General features: G+C 63.9%; 15 protein-coding genes and 1 rRNA gene. 10 read left to right on the top strand and 6 right to left on the bottom strand.

The features are described 5' to 3' along the window. Positions 1–153 precede the first annotated feature (153 nt). The 10 genes from rrf to IAE40_RS16730 all read left to right on the top strand — a co-directional run bounded on the left by rrf (position 154) and on the right by IAE40_RS16730 (position 10,534). Positions 154–269 (top strand): 5S ribosomal RNA (gene rrf / locus IAE40_RS16775). 162 nt (positions 270–431) lie between these two features. Further along, the gene (locus IAE40_RS16770; RefSeq protein WP_200603566.1) at positions 432–1,325 is read left to right on the top strand and encodes a LysR family transcriptional regulator; all 894 of its coding nucleotides are present in this window, start codon (positions 432–434) and stop codon (positions 1,323–1,325) included. A 147-nt stretch (positions 1,326–1,472) separates the two neighbouring features. Beyond that, entirely contained in the window at positions 1,473–4,130 is a 2,658-nt protein-coding gene (gene acnA / locus IAE40_RS16765) for an aconitate hydratase AcnA (RefSeq protein WP_200603565.1), read from the top strand. A gap of 95 nt (positions 4,131–4,225) precedes the next feature. Then, positions 4,226–5,278, top strand: coding sequence for a lactonase family protein (locus IAE40_RS16760; RefSeq protein ID WP_200603564.1), 1,053 nt, complete (start codon positions 4,226–4,228; stop codon positions 5,276–5,278). Between the two features lie 99 nt (positions 5,279–5,377). Further along, positions 5,378–6,106 (top strand): transporter substrate-binding domain-containing protein, encoded by a 729-nt coding sequence (locus tag IAE40_RS16755; RefSeq protein WP_200603563.1) that lies wholly within the window; start codon positions 5,378–5,380, stop codon positions 6,104–6,106. Between the two features lie 48 nt (positions 6,107–6,154). Then, positions 6,155–7,798 (top strand): acetolactate synthase large subunit, encoded by a 1,644-nt coding sequence (locus IAE40_RS16750; protein WP_065861364.1) that lies wholly within the window; start codon positions 6,155–6,157, stop codon positions 7,796–7,798. Positions 7,799–7,949: 151 nt separating this feature from the next. Next, positions 7,950–8,504: a UPF0149 family protein gene (locus IAE40_RS16745; RefSeq protein ID WP_197893005.1), complete on the top strand. Its 555-nt coding sequence runs from the start codon at positions 7,950–7,952 to the stop codon at positions 8,502–8,504. Between the two features lie 273 nt (positions 8,505–8,777). Beyond that, positions 8,778–9,407 (top strand): glutathione S-transferase family protein, encoded by a 630-nt coding sequence (locus tag IAE40_RS16740; RefSeq protein WP_200603562.1) that lies wholly within the window; start codon positions 8,778–8,780, stop codon positions 9,405–9,407. A 22-nt stretch (positions 9,408–9,429) separates the two neighbouring features. Then, positions 9,430–9,600 (top strand): hypothetical protein, encoded by a 171-nt coding sequence (locus IAE40_RS16735; protein ID WP_153774363.1) that lies wholly within the window; start codon positions 9,430–9,432, stop codon positions 9,598–9,600. A 37-nt stretch (positions 9,601–9,637) separates the two neighbouring features. Further along, positions 9,638–10,534: a LysR family transcriptional regulator gene (locus tag IAE40_RS16730; protein ID WP_200603561.1), complete on the top strand. Its 897-nt coding sequence runs from the start codon at positions 9,638–9,640 to the stop codon at positions 10,532–10,534. A 7-nt stretch (positions 10,535–10,541) separates the two neighbouring features. On the opposite strand, the gene IAE40_RS16725 is transcribed toward IAE40_RS16730, so the two are convergent. The 6 genes from IAE40_RS16725 to IAE40_RS16700 form a co-directional block, all read right to left on the bottom strand. Further along, a complete protein-coding gene (locus tag IAE40_RS16725; RefSeq protein ID WP_234465171.1) occupies positions 10,542–11,405 on the bottom strand; it encodes an aldose 1-epimerase in 864 nt (287 codons plus the stop codon). Between the two features lie 26 nt (positions 11,406–11,431). Continuing rightward, positions 11,432–12,361 (bottom strand): EamA family transporter, encoded by a 930-nt coding sequence (locus IAE40_RS16720; RefSeq protein ID WP_197893014.1) that lies wholly within the window; start codon positions 12,359–12,361, stop codon positions 11,432–11,434. A 154-nt stretch (positions 12,362–12,515) separates the two neighbouring features. Beyond that, on the bottom strand, positions 12,516–13,796 hold the full coding sequence (locus IAE40_RS16715; RefSeq protein ID WP_054892941.1) for a TRAP transporter large permease: 1,281 nt from the start codon (positions 13,794–13,796) through the stop codon (positions 12,516–12,518). Then, positions 13,797–14,324, bottom strand: a complete 528-nt coding sequence (locus tag IAE40_RS16710) for a TRAP transporter small permease (protein ID WP_054892940.1) — start codon at positions 14,322–14,324, stop codon at positions 13,797–13,799. It lies immediately after the preceding gene. Between the two features lie 62 nt (positions 14,325–14,386). After that, entirely contained in the window at positions 14,387–15,358 is a 972-nt protein-coding gene (locus tag IAE40_RS16705) for a TRAP transporter substrate-binding protein (RefSeq protein WP_054892939.1), read from the bottom strand. A gap of 62 nt (positions 15,359–15,420) precedes the next feature. Next, on the bottom strand, positions 15,421–16,302 hold the full coding sequence (locus tag IAE40_RS16700; RefSeq protein ID WP_200603559.1) for a glucurono-1,5-lactonase: 882 nt from the start codon (positions 16,300–16,302) through the stop codon (positions 15,421–15,423). Between the last annotated feature and the right edge of the window lie 18 nt (positions 16,303–16,320).

The raw sequence follows: 16,320 nt of genomic DNA, 5'->3' as shown, positions 1-16,320 counted from the left end.
TGCCCGTGAGGCTTGACCATATAACACCCAAGCAATTTGCCTTGCAGATTGTGGTGGTGAAGACGAAACGAACCGAAAGTTCGAAGCGACCCACAAAGATCACATATCCGAATTGGCTGGCGTGTCTGCAAAGACGCACTGGCAACCGAATTTCTTGACGACCATAGAGCATTGGAACCACCTGATCCCATCCCGAACTCAGCAGTGAAACGATGCATCGCCGATGGTAGTGTGGGGTTTCCCCATGTGAGAGTAGGTCATCGTCAAGATTCATTTCGCAAAACCCCTATCTGCGCGAGCAGGTAGGGGTTTTGTCTTTCTGGCGTTCGCCAGGTCGCATCGCTCCTCCCACGCCGACACCGCGCACGCCACGGGACAAGCCTGCCTCTACAGGGTATGGTGCACCTCTATTCCTCCCTGACCCGGCCCGCATGCGCTACGACCTCACCAGCCTGGACCTGTTCATCACTGTCGCCCAGGAACGCAATCTGACGCGCGCTGCCGGTATCAAGCACCTTGCAGTCTCGGCGATCAGCAAGCGCATCAGCGAACTTGAGGCGCAGATCGGATCGCCGCTGCTGATTCGCAACGCGCGCGGTGTCGAGTTGACGCCCGCCGGCCAATCCCTGCTCTATTACGCCCGTCAGCTCAAGCAGACCATGGCACAGCTGGACAACGAACTCAGCGAGTTCGCCGCAGGGGTCAAGGGTCATATCCGCATCCACGCCATCACTTCGGCGCTGTCGCAGTTCCTGCCCCAGGACATGGCTGGCTTCGCCCAGCTTTACCCACAGATCAAGTTCGATATCGAGGAAGGTATTGGCTCGGCGGTCGTCCGGGCTGTGGCCGACGATCACGCCGACCTCGGTATCATCTCCTCGCACACAGCCCCGTTGGGGCTTGAAACCCTGCCTTACCGGCACGATGAATTGGTGTTGGTGGTGCCAACACAGCACGATCTGGCCAAGCGCCGCACCGTGCAGTTCAGCGAGGTGCTGGCGTATGAGTTCGTTGGCCCGCACCTGGACAGTACCCTGTACGGCCTGCTCACCGAACAGGCCAAAACAATGGGGCAACCTCTCAAGCTACACATCCGTATCAGCAGCTTCGACTGCATGTGTCGCATGGTCGCCAATGGCCTAGGTATTACCGTTCTGCCGCGTAGCGCGGTGGAGCCCTACGTGCGCAGCCATCGTCTCAAGCGTGTGACCTTGTCGGAGCCCTGGGCCCATCGTTCATTGCTGCTGGTATTCAAAAAGTACGAGATCGCCTCGCCGACGCTCAAGACCTTCATCGATCACCTGCGCGCACCCTCCCAGCCATAACATCCCTTCGAGCGTTCTCCGATGGAGAACGCTGACGTGGCAATCGGTCAATTTTCACTCCGCGCTCCAGCGCCTAGCATTGGCCGACCTGCAGCGTCGTCGCCTGGACGACGACATGACAACGACAAGAAGCCGAGCGACACGCGCATGATCGACAATGCCCACCTGATGAGCCCCCTGCAGATCGACCAGGATCGCTTCACCTACCTCGATCTCAAGAAACTGCTGGCTCCCACCCAACTGCAACGCCTGCCTTACGCCATCCGCATCCTTCTGGAGAACGTGGCGCGCTGCGCTCCCGAGGCGCTGGATGCCGTGCTTGCCCGCGCCGTTGGCGATGGACCGGACTGCGAGGTGCCATTCCAGCCCAACCGCCTGATGTTCCACGACACCACGTGCCTGCCGGCCCTGGCCGATTTTGCTGGAATGCGTGATGTGGTCGCTGAACTGGGCGGCGACCCGGCGGCGATGAACCCGCTGATTCCTGCGGTGTTGACCATCGACCATTCGGTGATCGTCGAACACTACGCACAAGCCGATGCGGTGGAGCAGAACCTCGAGATCGATTTTCGTCGCAACAGCGAGCGCTATCGCTTCATCAAATGGGCGCAGAAGAGCCTGGACAATTTCGCTGTCATTCCACCGGGTACAGGCATCATCCACCAGATGAACATGGAGGCCCTGGCCAAGGTGGTGTGGGAAACCCGTACCGCCGAGGGTCAGCGTTTGCTGCACCCTGACGACATGGTCGCCACCGACAGCCACACGCCGATGATCAACGCCATCGGCGTGCTAGGCTGGGGTGTCGGCGGCCTGGAAGGGCAGGCGGCGATGGTGGGGGAGCCGGTGCCGATCAACTTCCCCCAGGTTATCGGTATTCGCGTCAGCAACGCCCTGCGCCCCGGGGTGACCGCCACCGACCTGTCGCTGCACGTGGCCGAGATCCTGCGTCAGCGCTCGGTGGTGGGCAAGTTCGTCGAGTTCACAGGCCCGGGTCTATCGAACCTCGGCTGGGCTGCGCGTGGCACGGTATCGAACATGGCGCCCGAGTATGGCGCCACCGTCGTGTTCTTCCCCTTCGATGACCAGACCCTCGATTACCTCAGGCTCAGCGGTCGCTCCGCCGAGCTGTGCCTGCAGGCCGCCACCTACCTGCAGGTTCAGGGGCTCTATCGCCACGACGACCTGCCGGAGCCTGAGTTCGACGAACTGATCGAGCTCGACCTTGCCAGCATCGAGCCCAGCGTCGCAGGCCCCTACCAGCCGCACCAGCGTCAGCCGCTGTCGCGCGCCGGTGAGTCGTTCCGTGAACAGGTGCTGGGCGGAAGCGAGCTGATCGGTAATCGCTACCTCGAGCCCAGCTTCGGCGAGGCCATCGACCATGGCGCCGTAGTGCTCTCGGCCATCACCAGTTGCACCAACACCGCCAACCCCGCGCAGATGATCCAGGCCGGTCTGCTGGCCCGTCGCGCGCGGCACTTGGGGCTCAAGCGCAAGCCTTGGGTGAAGACCTCGCTGTCGCCCGGTTCGCAGGTGGTGGCTGACTACCTGAGCGAAGCCGACTTGCTGCAGGACTTCTCCGCCCTGGGCTTCGACCTGGCCGGGTTCGGTTGCATGACCTGCATCGGCAACTCCGGCAAGCTCGAGACGCATGTCGAGGCCTTTGCCGATCAAGGCCTGAAGGGGGTGGTGGTGCTTTCGGGCAACCGCAACTTCGAAGGTAGGGTAAACCCCAAGGTACCTGCAGGCTACCTGGCGTCGCCTGCACTGTGCGTCGCCTTCGCCATTGCCGGGCGCATCGATATCGACCTGACCCGCGAACCGCTCGGTCAGGATAGCGGCGGTAACCCGATTCACCTGCACGACCTGATGCCCGCGGATGACGAAGTGCAGGCGCTGGTGGCCCAGGTGGTCAAGCCCGAGTTCTTCCAGCAGCGCCTGGCCACGGTGTGGGACGGCACCCATCATTGGCAGGCCCTCTCGGCCGAGGGCAGCGTGCTGTTCCCCTGGGATGCGCGCTCGACCTACCTGCGCCGCCCGCAGTACCTGGCCGATATCCAGGCCGAACCCAAGGCGAGCCTGGCCATCGAGAACGCCCGCACGTTGATGGTGCTGGGGGACAATGTCACCACCGACCATATCTCTCCGGCCGGCGCGATTCCCGCCAGTAGCCTGGCTGGCCAGTGGCTGCTGGCTCGCGGCGAACAACCACAGGACCTCAATCAGTATTCGACCCGGCGCAGCAACCACGAAGTCATGCTGCGCGGTGCCTTCACCAACAAGTCGGTGAAAAACCGTCTGCTCAGTGACACCCACCCAGGCGTCGGCGCCTGGGCCTGGAATGCCGACCACAGTCAGTGCCTGCCGCTTTACGAAGCCGCGCAGAGCTATGCCGGTACCCCCATGGTGGTGTTCGCCGGTACCAACTACGGCGCGGGCTCCAGTCGCGACTGGGCGGCCAAGGCCCAGGCATTGCTCGGCGTGCGAGCCGTGGTGGCGCGCAGCATCGAGCGTATCCACCGCAGCAACTTGATCGGCATGGGCGTGCTGCCGTTGCTGTTCCCGGCAGGGCAGGGTGTCGAAGACTTGCAGCTCGACGGCAGCGAGCAGTTCGACTTCATCGGCCTGGACGAACTGAGGGTCGGAGACAACCGCATCCGCCTGCAGGTGCGCCGCGTCGATGGCGGTGTCGATGAGGCCGAGCTCATCGCACGGCTCGACTCGCAGCAGGAGATCCGCTACCTCAGCAATGGCGGTGTGCTGCCCTATGTCATTCGCAAGGTGGTGCAACGCACCCGCGGCTGATGCCCGGGCACGAACGGTTGAGCAGGGCGCGGACTTGCCTGACACCTCCGCGTCCCTGACCATGCACCTACCCGCAACTGGGAGAACGACCCCCTATGTACGCCTATGTCGGCTCGCGCACGACCCGGGAGCGCAACGCCCGCGGCGATGGCATCACCGTCTACCGCCTCGATCAGGCCAACGGCAGCCTGGAGCAGGTCCAGGTCGTCGGCGACCTGGTCAACCCGTCCTTCCTGGCGCTGAATCGAGCTGGTGATCGTCTCTACACGGTGCATGGCGACCTCGACGAGGTCAGCGCCTTCACCGTCGACAAGGTCACTGGTCGGCTCGCGTTCCTCAACCGACAGCGCTGCGAAGGCAAGAATCCGGTGCACCTGGCACTGGACCCGAGCGAGCGCTTCCTGGTGGTCTCGAACCACATCACGGGCACGCTTGCCGTGCTCGATGTCGAACAGGACGGCCGCCTCGGCACCCTCAACCAGTTACTCGAGCTCGAGGGGCCAATCGGCCCGCACCGCATCGAGCAGACCTTTGCCAAGCCGCACTTCAACCTCTTCGATGCCTCGGGCCAGTTTGTCCTGGTGCCGGACAAGGGGCTGGACCGGATATTCACCTTTCGCTTCGACAACGGCAGACTGCATCCCGCCGAGCAGCCTTTCGTCACTACTCGCGAAGGTGCCGGCCCGCGTCATGTCGCGCTGCACCCGAAGGCGCCGTTCGCCTATGTGATCAATGAATTGGATTCGACCGTCGCCACCTACCGCTTCGACCCCCACAGCGGGGCACTGCAGCCGTTGCAGATACTCCCGTCGCTTCCGTCGAGCTACACCGGCAACAGCCGTGCCTCGGAGATCGAGATCGACCGCAGCGGACGCTTCGTCTACGCCTCCAACCGCGGCTATGACAGCCTTGCCGTGTATGCGGTCGATGTTGCCAGCGGCCTGCTGAGCCTGATCGAAGTGCAGCCCAGTGGCGGCAAGACCCCACGCTTCTTCGCCCTCACTCCCAATCAGCGGTTCCTCTTCGCGCTCAACGAAGACAGTGACAGCGTCGTGGCTTTCGCCGTCGATCCCGAGCAGGGGAGGTTGCGCCAGACCGGTTTCTCGGTGCCCACCGGCAGCCCGGTGTGCATGGTCTTTTCTGCCTGAGCTGATGCTCGGATCGGTGAGGGCCTTTTCGCGGGCAAGCCCGGTCCCACAGCCAGTAGCTGTAATCATCAGTCCCACTCATAGCCCAGCGGAGTTCCAATGACTCTCACTAACCCCAAGGCCGTCCTCGAAGAACTCGCCCCCGATGGCGTCCTGCGTGCTGCCATCAACTACGGCAACCCGGTCCTCGCCCAACGCGGCCCTGATGGCGAGCCCCAGGGCGTCTCGGTCGCCCTGGCCAGGCAGTTGGCCGAAGAACTGGGCGTGCGCCTGCAGATGCGCACTTTCGACGCAGCGGGCAAGGTATTCGCCGCGCTGGAGGAGGGCGCCTGGACCTTGGCCTTCCTCGCCATCGAACCGGTGCGCGAGGCGCAGATCGCCTTCAGCGAGCCCTACGTGCTGATCGAGGGCACCTACCTGGTCAGGAAAGACGCTCCCTTCCAGCACGTCGACGAACTCGACCAAACCGGCTTGCGCCTGGCCGTCGGCAAAGGCGCGGCCTACGACCTCTACCTCAGCCGCACCTTGCAGCATGCCGAACTGTGCCGCGCCGACACCTCCGCCGCAGCCGTCGATCTGTTTGTCGAAGAAAACCTCGACGCCGCCGCAGGTGTGCGCCAGCCTTTGCAGAAGGTCGCCGACACTGATCCACGCTACCGTGTGCTCGACGGTGCGTTCACCGCGATCCGTCAGGCCATGGCTGTTCCGAGGGGCTGCGACAATTCGGCTGCATTCGTACGTGACTTTGTCGAGCGTTGCCTGCGTCAAGGCTTTGTTCGGGGGGCTTTGCTGGCCACCGGACAGACCGATGTCAGCGCACCGCGCTGACCGTCCCTGGACTCCACCCACGTCCAATCAATTGAGGTAACAAGCAAGATGGCCAAGGCCGCCGATGTCGTTGTGCAATGCCTGGAAAACGAAGGTGTCGAGTATGTGTTCGGCATTCCCGGCGAGGAGAACCTCGACCTGCTCGAATCCCTGCGCAAGTCGAAGATCAAGCTGGTACTGACCCGCCACGAGCAATCCGCAGGCTTCATGGCCGCCACCTATGGTCGCCTGACCGGCAAGACCGGCGTCAGCCTGTCGACCCTGGGCCCTGGTGCGACCAACCTGGTGACCGCCAGCGCCTACGCGTATCTGGGCGGCATGCCGATGATGATGATCACCGGCCAGAAGCCGATCAAGAAGTCCAAGCAGGGCCGCTTCCAGATCATCGACGTGTGCGGCATGATGGACCCCATCACCAAGTACACCCACCAGTTCGCCTCGGCCGACAACATCCCGGCGCGCATGCGCGAGGCCTTCCGCCTGGCTGAGGAAGAAAAGCCCGGCGCCGTGCACCTGGAACTGCCTGAAGACATCGCTGCCGAGCAGACCGACGCGCTGCCGATCCCGCGCAGCCTGCACCGCCGCCCGTTGGCCGAGCACGTGGCCATCGAAGCCGCCGTGCAGAAACTGCAGAACGCCCGCAACCCGATCCTGGTGATCGGTGCCGGTGCCAACCGCAAGATGACCGCCAAGGTCCTCAAGCAACTGATCGACAAGACCGGCATCCCGTTCATCACCACGCAGATGGGTAAAGGCGTGGTCGACGAGCGCCACCCGCGCTTCCTGGGCAACGCGGCGCTGTCGTCCGGTGACTTCGTACACCGCGCTGTCGAAGCCGCTGACCTGATCATCAACATCGGCCACGACGTGATCGAGAAGCCGCCATTCTTCATGGTCCGTGGCGGCACCGAGGTCATTCACATCAGCTTCCGCTCCGCCGAAGTCGATGCCGTGTACTTCCCACAGGTCGAAGTGATCGGCGACATCGCCAACGCCGTGTGGCAGATCAGTGAAGCGCTGACCGACACCTCGCACTGGGACTTCACCCGCCTGATGGCGATCCGTGAAGCCAACGAGGCGCAGATCGCCGAAGGTGCCGACGACGACCGCTTCCCGGTGTACCCGCAGCGCCTGGTTGCCGACATCCGTCGCGTGCTGCCATCCGAAGGCATCGTCGCTCTGGACAACGGCATCTACAAGATCTGGTTCGCCCGCAACTACAAGGCGCACAAGCCCAACACCGTGCTGCTGGACAACGCCCTGGCGACCATGGGCGCCGGTTTGCCATCGGCCATGGCCTCGCACCTGGTGTACCCGGACCGTCCGGTGATCTCGGTGTGCGGCGACGGCGGCTTCATGATGAACAGCCAAGAGCTGGAAACTGCCGTGCGTTTGGGCATGCACATCACCGTGGTGATCCTGCGTGACGACGGCTACGGCATGATCCGCTGGAAACAGGCCAACATGGGCTTCACCGATTTCGGCCTGGACTACGGCAACCCGGACTTCGTCAAGTATGCCGAAGCCTACGGCGCCAATGGCCACCGCGTGGAAAGCGCCGAAGGCCTGCTGCCGCTGCTCGAGCACTGCATCAAGACCCCCGGCGTGCACGTGATCGACTGCCCGGTCGACTACAGCGAGAACGACCGCATCCTCAACAGCGAGCTGCGTGAGCGCGCGCTGGCGGTGTAAGGCCTGAGGTGTCTTCGCGGGCAAGTCGGCTTCCCAGCAGGTTGGGGAAGCGGGCTTGCCCGCGATTGCATTGTGGTGGGCAACAAACCCTTCACCTTATTTTTCCCTGTGCTAGGGTGCACGCATCTCCGCTTTTCAGGACACCCGCACCATGCTCCCGCCGCTCAGCGAAAAAGAACTCGACCGCCTCGAAGACCTCCTGATCACCTACGGCAACGATTACTCGGTACTCAATCTCGCCGAGCTCAACGGTTTCTTCACTGCGCTGGCCAGCTCCCCTGTCAGCGTAAATCCCGAGCAATGGCTGCCAGCCGTTGCCGGCGGCAAGGTGCCCAAGTTCAAGAAGCCCGCCCACGAGGAAGCCTACACTGCGCTGATGCTGCGCTACGCCGACCAGGTCGCCGAGCAGTTGGCCGAGAACCTCGACGGCTTCGAGCCGCTGTTCGAGGAAAGCGAGGGCGAGGAAGGGCCAGCGATCATTCTCGAAGAGTGGTGTTTCGGCTACATGCGCGGCACCCAGGTTGCCGAGTGGAGCGAGTTGCCAGCGCAGCAGGACGCCCTGCTCAAGGCTATTTCCCTGCATGGCCTGGAAGACAATTTCGAGCTGCTCGATGCGATGAGCTTCGACGAACATCAGGCCTGCGTGCCAGGCGTGATCGAGGCGGCCCGCGGTCTGTATCGCTATCAGAAGCTGGTACGCAACTGATCACTGGCGCTTCATGGCGAAGTCGAGACTCAGAGCAACCGGTGGCCATCGACCTGCTACCGCTGACATGTATTGCCGCGGCTGCTTCGCGGGCAAGCTCGCTCTCACCAAGTTTTAGGCAGCGCAGAGCTTGTATTATTCCGGTCAGCGAAATTATGGATTGCTGGCCACACGGATTCTGTTGAACGGCGAACAGGTGCAGGATTCACTCCAGCAGCGCCACTCTTGGATACCGGCGCTCAGACCTCAACCCTTTGAACCGGAGTCCAGACCATGTCCAACCCTATCAAGCTCTATCACTTCCCCAAGTCCGGCCACGCTCATCGCGCCCTGCTGATGCTGTCGCTGCTCAAGCTGCAGCCGGAAGTCATCTTCGTCGACCTGGCCAAGGGCGAGCAGAAAAAGCCTGAGTTCCTGGCCCTCAACCCGTTCGGGCAGGTGCCTGTGATCGACGACAACGGCACCGTCATCGGCGACTCCAACGCAATCCTCGTCTACCTGGCCAAGACCTATGGGCAGGGCCGCTGGTTGCCCCAGGACGCTGCCGGTGAAGCCCGTGTACAACGCTGGCTGTCCATCGCCGCCGGCCCCGTCGCCTTCGGACCTGCCGCTGCCCGGCTGATCACCGTGTTCGGTGCAGGCTTCAATGCCGACGAAGTCATCGGTCGTGCCCACAACCTGCTCAAGGTGCTGGACGCTGAGCTCAGCAAGACGCCGTTCCTCACCGGCAGCGAGCCGAGCATCGCCGACGTCGCCAACTACTCCTATATCGCCCATGCGCCGGAAGGCAACGTGTCGCTGGAGGCCTACCCGAATGTGCGAGCGTGGCTGGCGCGGATCGAGGCGCTGGACGGTTTCGTGGCGATGCCGCGCACTGCGGTAGGGCTACAGGCCGAGGCCTGATCCACGCGAGAGGAGATGAGTGATGAACGTCGTCGAACCGCTCGAGCCGTATGCCGCGTGGCCTGGGGACAGCTGCCCTGATATCGACACGCTCGATGTCCCGGCGCTGCCCTGTGCTGCAGAGTGTGAGGCCAGTTACCTGCTGCCGCAGGTCATCACTCATCCCGACCTACTCATTCGCCCCGGCTGCTGAAATAATCGCACATCGTTTCCAGGCAGAAGGGCAGGGCATGGACCACATCCACCTGATGAAGGTATTCGTCGCCGTCGGCGAGCTGGAAAGCTTCGCTGGCGCGGCACGGCGGCTGGACATGTCGCCCGCTGCGGTGACCCGTGCGGTCAGCGCCCTCGAAGAACGCCTGGGGGTCAAGCTGCTGCTGCGCACCACCCGCAGCGTGCGCCTTACCGAGGCCGGTGGCCGTTATCTGGAAGACTGCCGCAGCATCCTCGCCAGCATCGCCGAGGCCAACGAGGCGGCTGCCGGGGTCAATGCCACGCCCAAGGGCGAACTGGCGGTGACCGCGCCGATCCTGTTCGGCAAGAAGTTCGTCATGCCCAGCATCGTGCGTTACCTGCAGCAGTACCCTGAGGTTGACGTGTCGGCCTACTTCCTCGATCGGGTGGTGAACATGGTCGAGGAGGGCATGGATGTGGCAGTGCGCATCGGCCAGTTGCCCGACTCCGGGCTCAAGGCCCTGCGTGTGGGCAAGGTCAGGCGCATGCTCTGCGCCTCGCCCGATTACCTTGCCAGGCACGGCGTACCGACTCACCCCTCCGAACTGCATGAGCATGTGGTGATCGCCACCACCAACCTGTCGCCACGTGCAGGCTGGCGCTTCGGGATGACCGACGAGCCGACCATGGTGCGCATGAAGCCGCGCCTGACCGTGACCAGCAACGACGGTGCCATTGCCGCAGCATGCGCAGGCCTGGGTATCGCCCGGCTGCTTTCTTACCAAGTGGTCGAGGAGATCGCCAGCGGTCGCCTGCAGGTGGTGCTCGCCGATTTCGAGGAGGCGCCCTGGCCCATCCATATCCTGCACCGCGAGAGCAAGTACGGCTCGGCCAAGGTGCGCGCGTTCATCGACATGCTCGCCGCCGACGTGCGCGCCAAGGGCCTGGACTGACTGTCCGTCAGCCTGGCAGATAACGCAGGCGCAAACCCAGGCTGGCCTGCTCGCCCTGTTGCAGCAAGCGCAGCCCCGGTCGCCCGGGCAGGTGATGGGCGTTGATCGGGTGGCTGACCGGTTCGAAGCAGAAGAAGTCGCGATCCTGCGGACAGAACAACAGAAAGTGCTCGGCGCCGGTGGCCTGGCATTCCAGGCGATAACCTGCGTCGGGTTGTTCGATGGTGCACGTGCCTGTCCAGCCTGCGAAGGCGTGATCGATCTGGGTCGGTGGCAGGTGGCTGGGGCTGTCGAAGCGCCAGGCCTGCGGAATGGGCGCCAGCCGTGATGGCAACTCGCCGGTCTCGCCAAGCCACACCTGGCTGGCGGACGCCTGCAGGCGGGTGTCCGGATACCGCGGAAAGTACGGGTGCAGACCCAGCCCGTGCCAGGTCGCCTGAGCGGCAAGGTGAGTGACGTGCAGCTCCAGGTCAAGACGCCCCTCGTGCAAGTGCACATCCAGCATTGCCTGGTAGGCGAAGGGCTGCTGGCTGTCGAGGACCAGCCGTGCTCGCCGCTGGCTGTGGTGCTCCACGCGCCACGGCTGCTGCCAGGCGCTGCCGTGGATCGGGTAGGGATCGTGGTCGGTGTTCGCGGCCAGGGCCTGCCAGCCGTCCGGGCGGGTGAAGCCGCCTGCGGCGATGCGATTGGACCAGGGCACCAGCGGATAGCAGGCCAGGCGCCGGGGTGAGCCGCTGGCGCGTGCTGCGGCGTCGCTGTGGCGCAACAACGCCTGGCCGGTGGCCTTGACCTGCCAGTTGACCAGGCTGGCGCCCAGCGCGGGGGCCAGGGTGAGGCGGGTCAGGCGGTCCTGCAGGTGCAGTTCGGTCATTGCGCTGTTCTCCGGCAGGGCCGTGATCATTTCGCCGCGGGCTGACGGCGGTACGTCAGCAGCACGATGCCACTGACCACCACCGCCCCCCCGAGCAGTTGCAGGCCGCTCAACTGTTGGTCGAGCAGGGCCCATCCCAGCAGCAGGGTGGCGATCGGTTCGATGTTCATCACTGGCGCGTTCTGCGCCATGTTCAGCCGTGGCACGCAAACGAACAGCAGGGTGAATGCCACCCCGTACAGCACCACCAGGCTGGCCAGGGCCATCCATCCACCTGCGCTGCCCGGCAACGACAGGCCCGCCGGCACCCAACCACCAGCGCCTGCCACCAGCATGCTGGTGAACACGATCAGCAAGGTCAGCAGGCTGCGGACCGGGCCATGCACAGCGGCCAGCTTGTTGTCGGTGATCCACAACGCACAGGCGAACACGCAGGCGGCACAGAAGGCCAGGCTGACCCCGAGGGTCCAGTGCGGATTGCTCGCGCCACTGTCGGCCAGGCGCCCCGGCACATCCAGGGCCAGCACCAGGCCGCAGAGGATCAGGGCCATGAACATCACTGTGCGCCCGGTTGGACGTACGCCGTTGAGCGCCCAGTTGAGCAGTGCCAGCAGGATCGGGAAGGTGTTGCCCACCAGCAGTGCCAACGCCACCGGGATGCGCGCCACCGCCGAGTACAGGCACAGGCTCTGAGTGGCGATCAGCAACCCCAGCAGCAATTGCCAGCGCCGGGTGCCGCTGGGCAGCCCGACGGCCTGGCGTTGCCACAGCACCAGGCTGGCCAGGGCCAGGAAGGTGATGCCCGAGCGGCAGAGAATCGCCAGCAGCACGCCGGTGCCGTCATCGAAGGCGATGCGTGCGGCGATGTGGTTGCCGGCGAACGAGCAGGCCAGCAGCGCCAGGAGGGCGATGGCCAGCTTGCGCGGGAAGAGGGACGGTGAGACGGGAACAGCCATGTGCAGGATCCATTTGCAAAAGAGGTCGACAGTGGGGCTTGCAGAGGCGGGGCCTACGCCAAGGACACCGCACTGCATGGCACCCGCTCTGCCGGTGATCGCGGGACAAGTCGAACCGCCGCTCCCACCGGGATAGAGCAGGCTGTCCGCGAACTTACAGAACCACGCTTGGCAGCCACAGCGAGATGGCAGGGATGTAGGTCACCGCCATCAGTACCAGGAACAGCGCCAGGTAGAACGGCAGCAGCGCCTTGACCGTCGACTCGATACTGACCTTGCCGATCGCCGAGCCGACGAACAGTACCGCCCCCACCGGCGGGGTGATAAGGCCGATACCGAGGTTGACCAGCATGATCATGCCGAAGTGCACAGGGTCCACGCCGATGCCGGTGATCACCGGCAGCAGGATCGGGGTGAGGATCAGAATCAGCGGCGCCATGTCCATCACCGTGCCCAGCAGCAGGAGCATGAAGTTGATGCACATCAGGATCACGTAGCGGTTGTCCGACAGGGTCAGGAACGCGGTGGTGATCTTCGACGGGATCTGCATCAGCGTCATCACATAGCCGAAGCTGGCTGCGAAGCCGATCAGGATCATCACGATGGAGATGGTCCGCACCGTGCGATGCATCAGCTTGGGCAGGTCGCGCCACTTGTAGTCGCGGTAGATGAACATGGTCACGAAGAACGACCACACCACCGCCACGGCCGCCGACTCGGTGGCGGTGAACACGCCCGAGAGAATGCCGCCGAGGATGATCACCATGGCCATCAGGCCCCAAAGCGCTTCACCGGCGATCTTCAGCGCCTGGCGCATCGGGATCACTTCGCCCTTGGGGTAGTTGCGCTTCTTGGCGAACAACAGGCACAGGCCCATCATCACCGCACTGAGCAGCAGGCCAGGCATCACCCCGGCCATGAACAGCGAGGCGATCGATACCGTGCCGCCTGCGGCCAGCGAATAGAGCACCGAGTTGTGGCTTGGTGGGGTGAGCAATGCCTGCACCGAGCCGCTGACGGTCACCGCCGTGGAGAATTCACGCGGATAGCCCTTGCGCTCCATCTCCGGGATCAGCACCGAACCGACCGAGGCCGTGTCGGCCACCGAGGAGCCGGAAATCGCGCCGAAGAAGGTCGAGGCCATGATGTTGACCAGCGACAGCCCGCCACGCACGAAGCCCACCAGCACCCCGGCGAAGGCCACCAGGCGCCGCGACATGCCGCCCTCGGCCATGATCGCACCGGCCAGCACGAAGAACGGAATGGCCAGCAGCGAGAACTTGTTAACCCCGCTTGCCACCTGGATCATCATCGCCTGCAGCGGAATGTCGATCCACCAGGCACCGATCAGTGCAGAGAGCCCCAGGGCATAAGCCACCGGCATGCCCAGCAGGATGAGCGCGATGAAACTGCCCAACAGAATGAACGCATCCATTTATGCCGCTCCTTCGCTTTCTTCCACCAGGTCGAAGCGCACCACCTTGCGGTTGCTCTGATCGCCCAGCACGAGTTTTTCCAGCACGAAGATCAAGGTCAGCACGCCGCCCACCGGGATCGGCGCATAGGTCATGCCCACCCGTACACCCGGCAGCGAGGCCAGAAACTGGTTCCACGTCGTGATGCACAGCTTGGTGCCGTACCAGGTCATGAACAGGCACACCACGATCATCAGCACCTGCACCAGCACGCCAACCAGCTGGCGCAGTGGGGCGGGCATGCGATCGGTGAGCATCGCCACCGCCATGTGTGCGCCGGCGCGGTAGCTGGCGGCGGCGCCGACGAAGGTGAACACCACCATCAGCAGGATCGCGACCGGCTCCGGCCAACTGGAGCCGGTGCCGAGTACGTAACGGGCGAAGATGCCCCAGGGAATGATCAGCGACATGGTCAGGATCGACAGGCCAGCGATCCAGATGCAGCTGCTGTAGAGCCTGTCGTTCAGGCGCAGGAAAAACGTTTTCATGGGCATCACCAAGGCGGCGGCACGGCGGGCACCGTGCTGCCGGGTCGTCTGGAAGAAGTGGCTTACTCGACCGCGTCGATACGCTTCATCAGGTCGGCGTACTGCGCACCGTATTTTTCGCGTACCGGGGCAGTGGCGTCATAGAACGGCTTGGTGTCCACGGCGATGAACTCGACACCCGCTGCCTTGAGCTTCTGTTCGCTGGCGGCAGACTTGGCGTCCCACAGCTCGCGCTCTTCCATCTGTGCTTCACGCGCGACCTTCTTCACCAGGGCCTGCTGGTCTGCCGTGAGCTTGTTCCAGGTGGTCTTGGACATCACCACTGGCTCCGGCAGGATCAGGTGGTTGGTCAGGGTGAAGTACTTGGCGCTCTGGTAGTGGTTGTGCTCGAGCAGGGTCGGCGGGTTGTTCTCGGCGCCGTCGATCACCCCGGTCTGCAGGGCGCTGAAGATCTCGCCGGTGTCCATGGCGATGCCGTTGCCGCCCATGGCGTTGATCATGTCGATGAACAGCGGGTTGCCCTGCACGCGGATCTTCATGCCCTTGAGGTCATCGATGCTGCGCACCGGCTTCTTGGTGTAGATGCTGCGCGAGCCGCCATCCATCCAGGCCAGGGCCACCAGGTTGAATTCGGAGTTGGTGATCTTGTCGAGGATCTCCTGGCCGATCTCGCCGTCGATGATCTTGCGCATGTGCGCCTGGTCGCGGAACACGAACGGCATGTTGAACACGTTCACATCCGGCACCACCGGGCCGACGATGCCCAGGCTCACGCGGGTCATCTGCACCGCGCCGATCTGCGCCTGCTCGATGACTTCCTTTTCCGAGCCGAGCACCCCGCCGGCGAACATCTTGAAGGTGATATCGCCATTGCTGGCCTGTTCGAGTTTCTTGCCCATGTTCTGCTCGGCGACCACGGTCGGGTAGCCGGCTGGGTGGATCTCGGCGAACTTGATGTCCAGTGCGCTGGCGGCACTGGACAGACCGAGGGCCAAGGGGAGGGCGGCAAGAAGCAACGTGCGTTTGAAGGTCATGATGAAACTCCGTGGTTTTTATTATCTGGTTTCGGTCGTGCAGGTGTTGGTGAGGTGGGCGCTCAGCCCTGCCAGGGTGTTTCCTCCAGGCCTTTGACGCCGGGGTTCAGGGCGAACACGCCGCCGGCCAGGGGCTGGTCGGCGAGGTCGATGCCGCCGGGGCGGATCGAGGTGACGAACAAGGTATCGAGGTGGGTGCCACCGAAGGCGCACATCGCCGGCTTCTTCACCGGCACGCGCAGCGAGCGGTCCAGGCGGCCATCGGGGGTAAAGCGGTGGATCACCCCCTCGTCGTTGCCGCAGATCCAGTAGCAGCCGTCCTGATCGACAGCCGCACCATCGGGGCGGCCGGGATGCTCGCGCATGTCGACGAACAGCTGCCGGTTATGGGGCGTACCACTGTCGATGTCGTAGTCGAACGACCAGATCGTCTGCACCGTCGGGTGCGAGTCGGACAGGTACATGCGCGTGCCGTCCGGGCTGAAGGCCAGGCCGTTGGGTACGATCATGCCCTCGAGCTGGCGGTGCAGACGCTGGCCGTCGTATCGGTACAGCGCGCCGACCTGGGCGCCCTGCTGCATGTCCATCAGCATGGTGCCGGCCCAGAAACGGCCCTGGCGGTCGCAGCGCCCGTCGTTGAAGCGCATCCCTTCGCGAGCGTGCTCGACGCTGGCCAGGCGGGTGCCGAGCAGGCGCCCATCCTCGGTCAGGTCGAGGGTGAACAGGCCGCTCTCCATCGCCCCGATCCAGCCCTGTGCGCCATGGGCGATGCAGGCCAGCATTTCATCGCCCTGCCAGACGTTTTGATTGCCATCGGCCAGGCGCCAGCGGTGCAGTTGGCGGGCGGGAATATCGACCCAGTACAGGGCCTGCTCGCCGGCATGCCACACCGGGCTTTCCCCGGTGGCGTTGCGCGCGTCGACGATCAGTTCACAGTGCTGCATGGTGCTGCTCCTTGCACG

It is taken from the genome of Pseudomonas sp. S44, from assembly GCF_016624805.1.
Taxonomy (GTDB): domain Bacteria; phylum Pseudomonadota; class Gammaproteobacteria; order Pseudomonadales; family Pseudomonadaceae; genus Aquipseudomonas; species Aquipseudomonas machongensis.
This window is presented reverse-complemented; position numbering and strand designations above follow the sequence as displayed.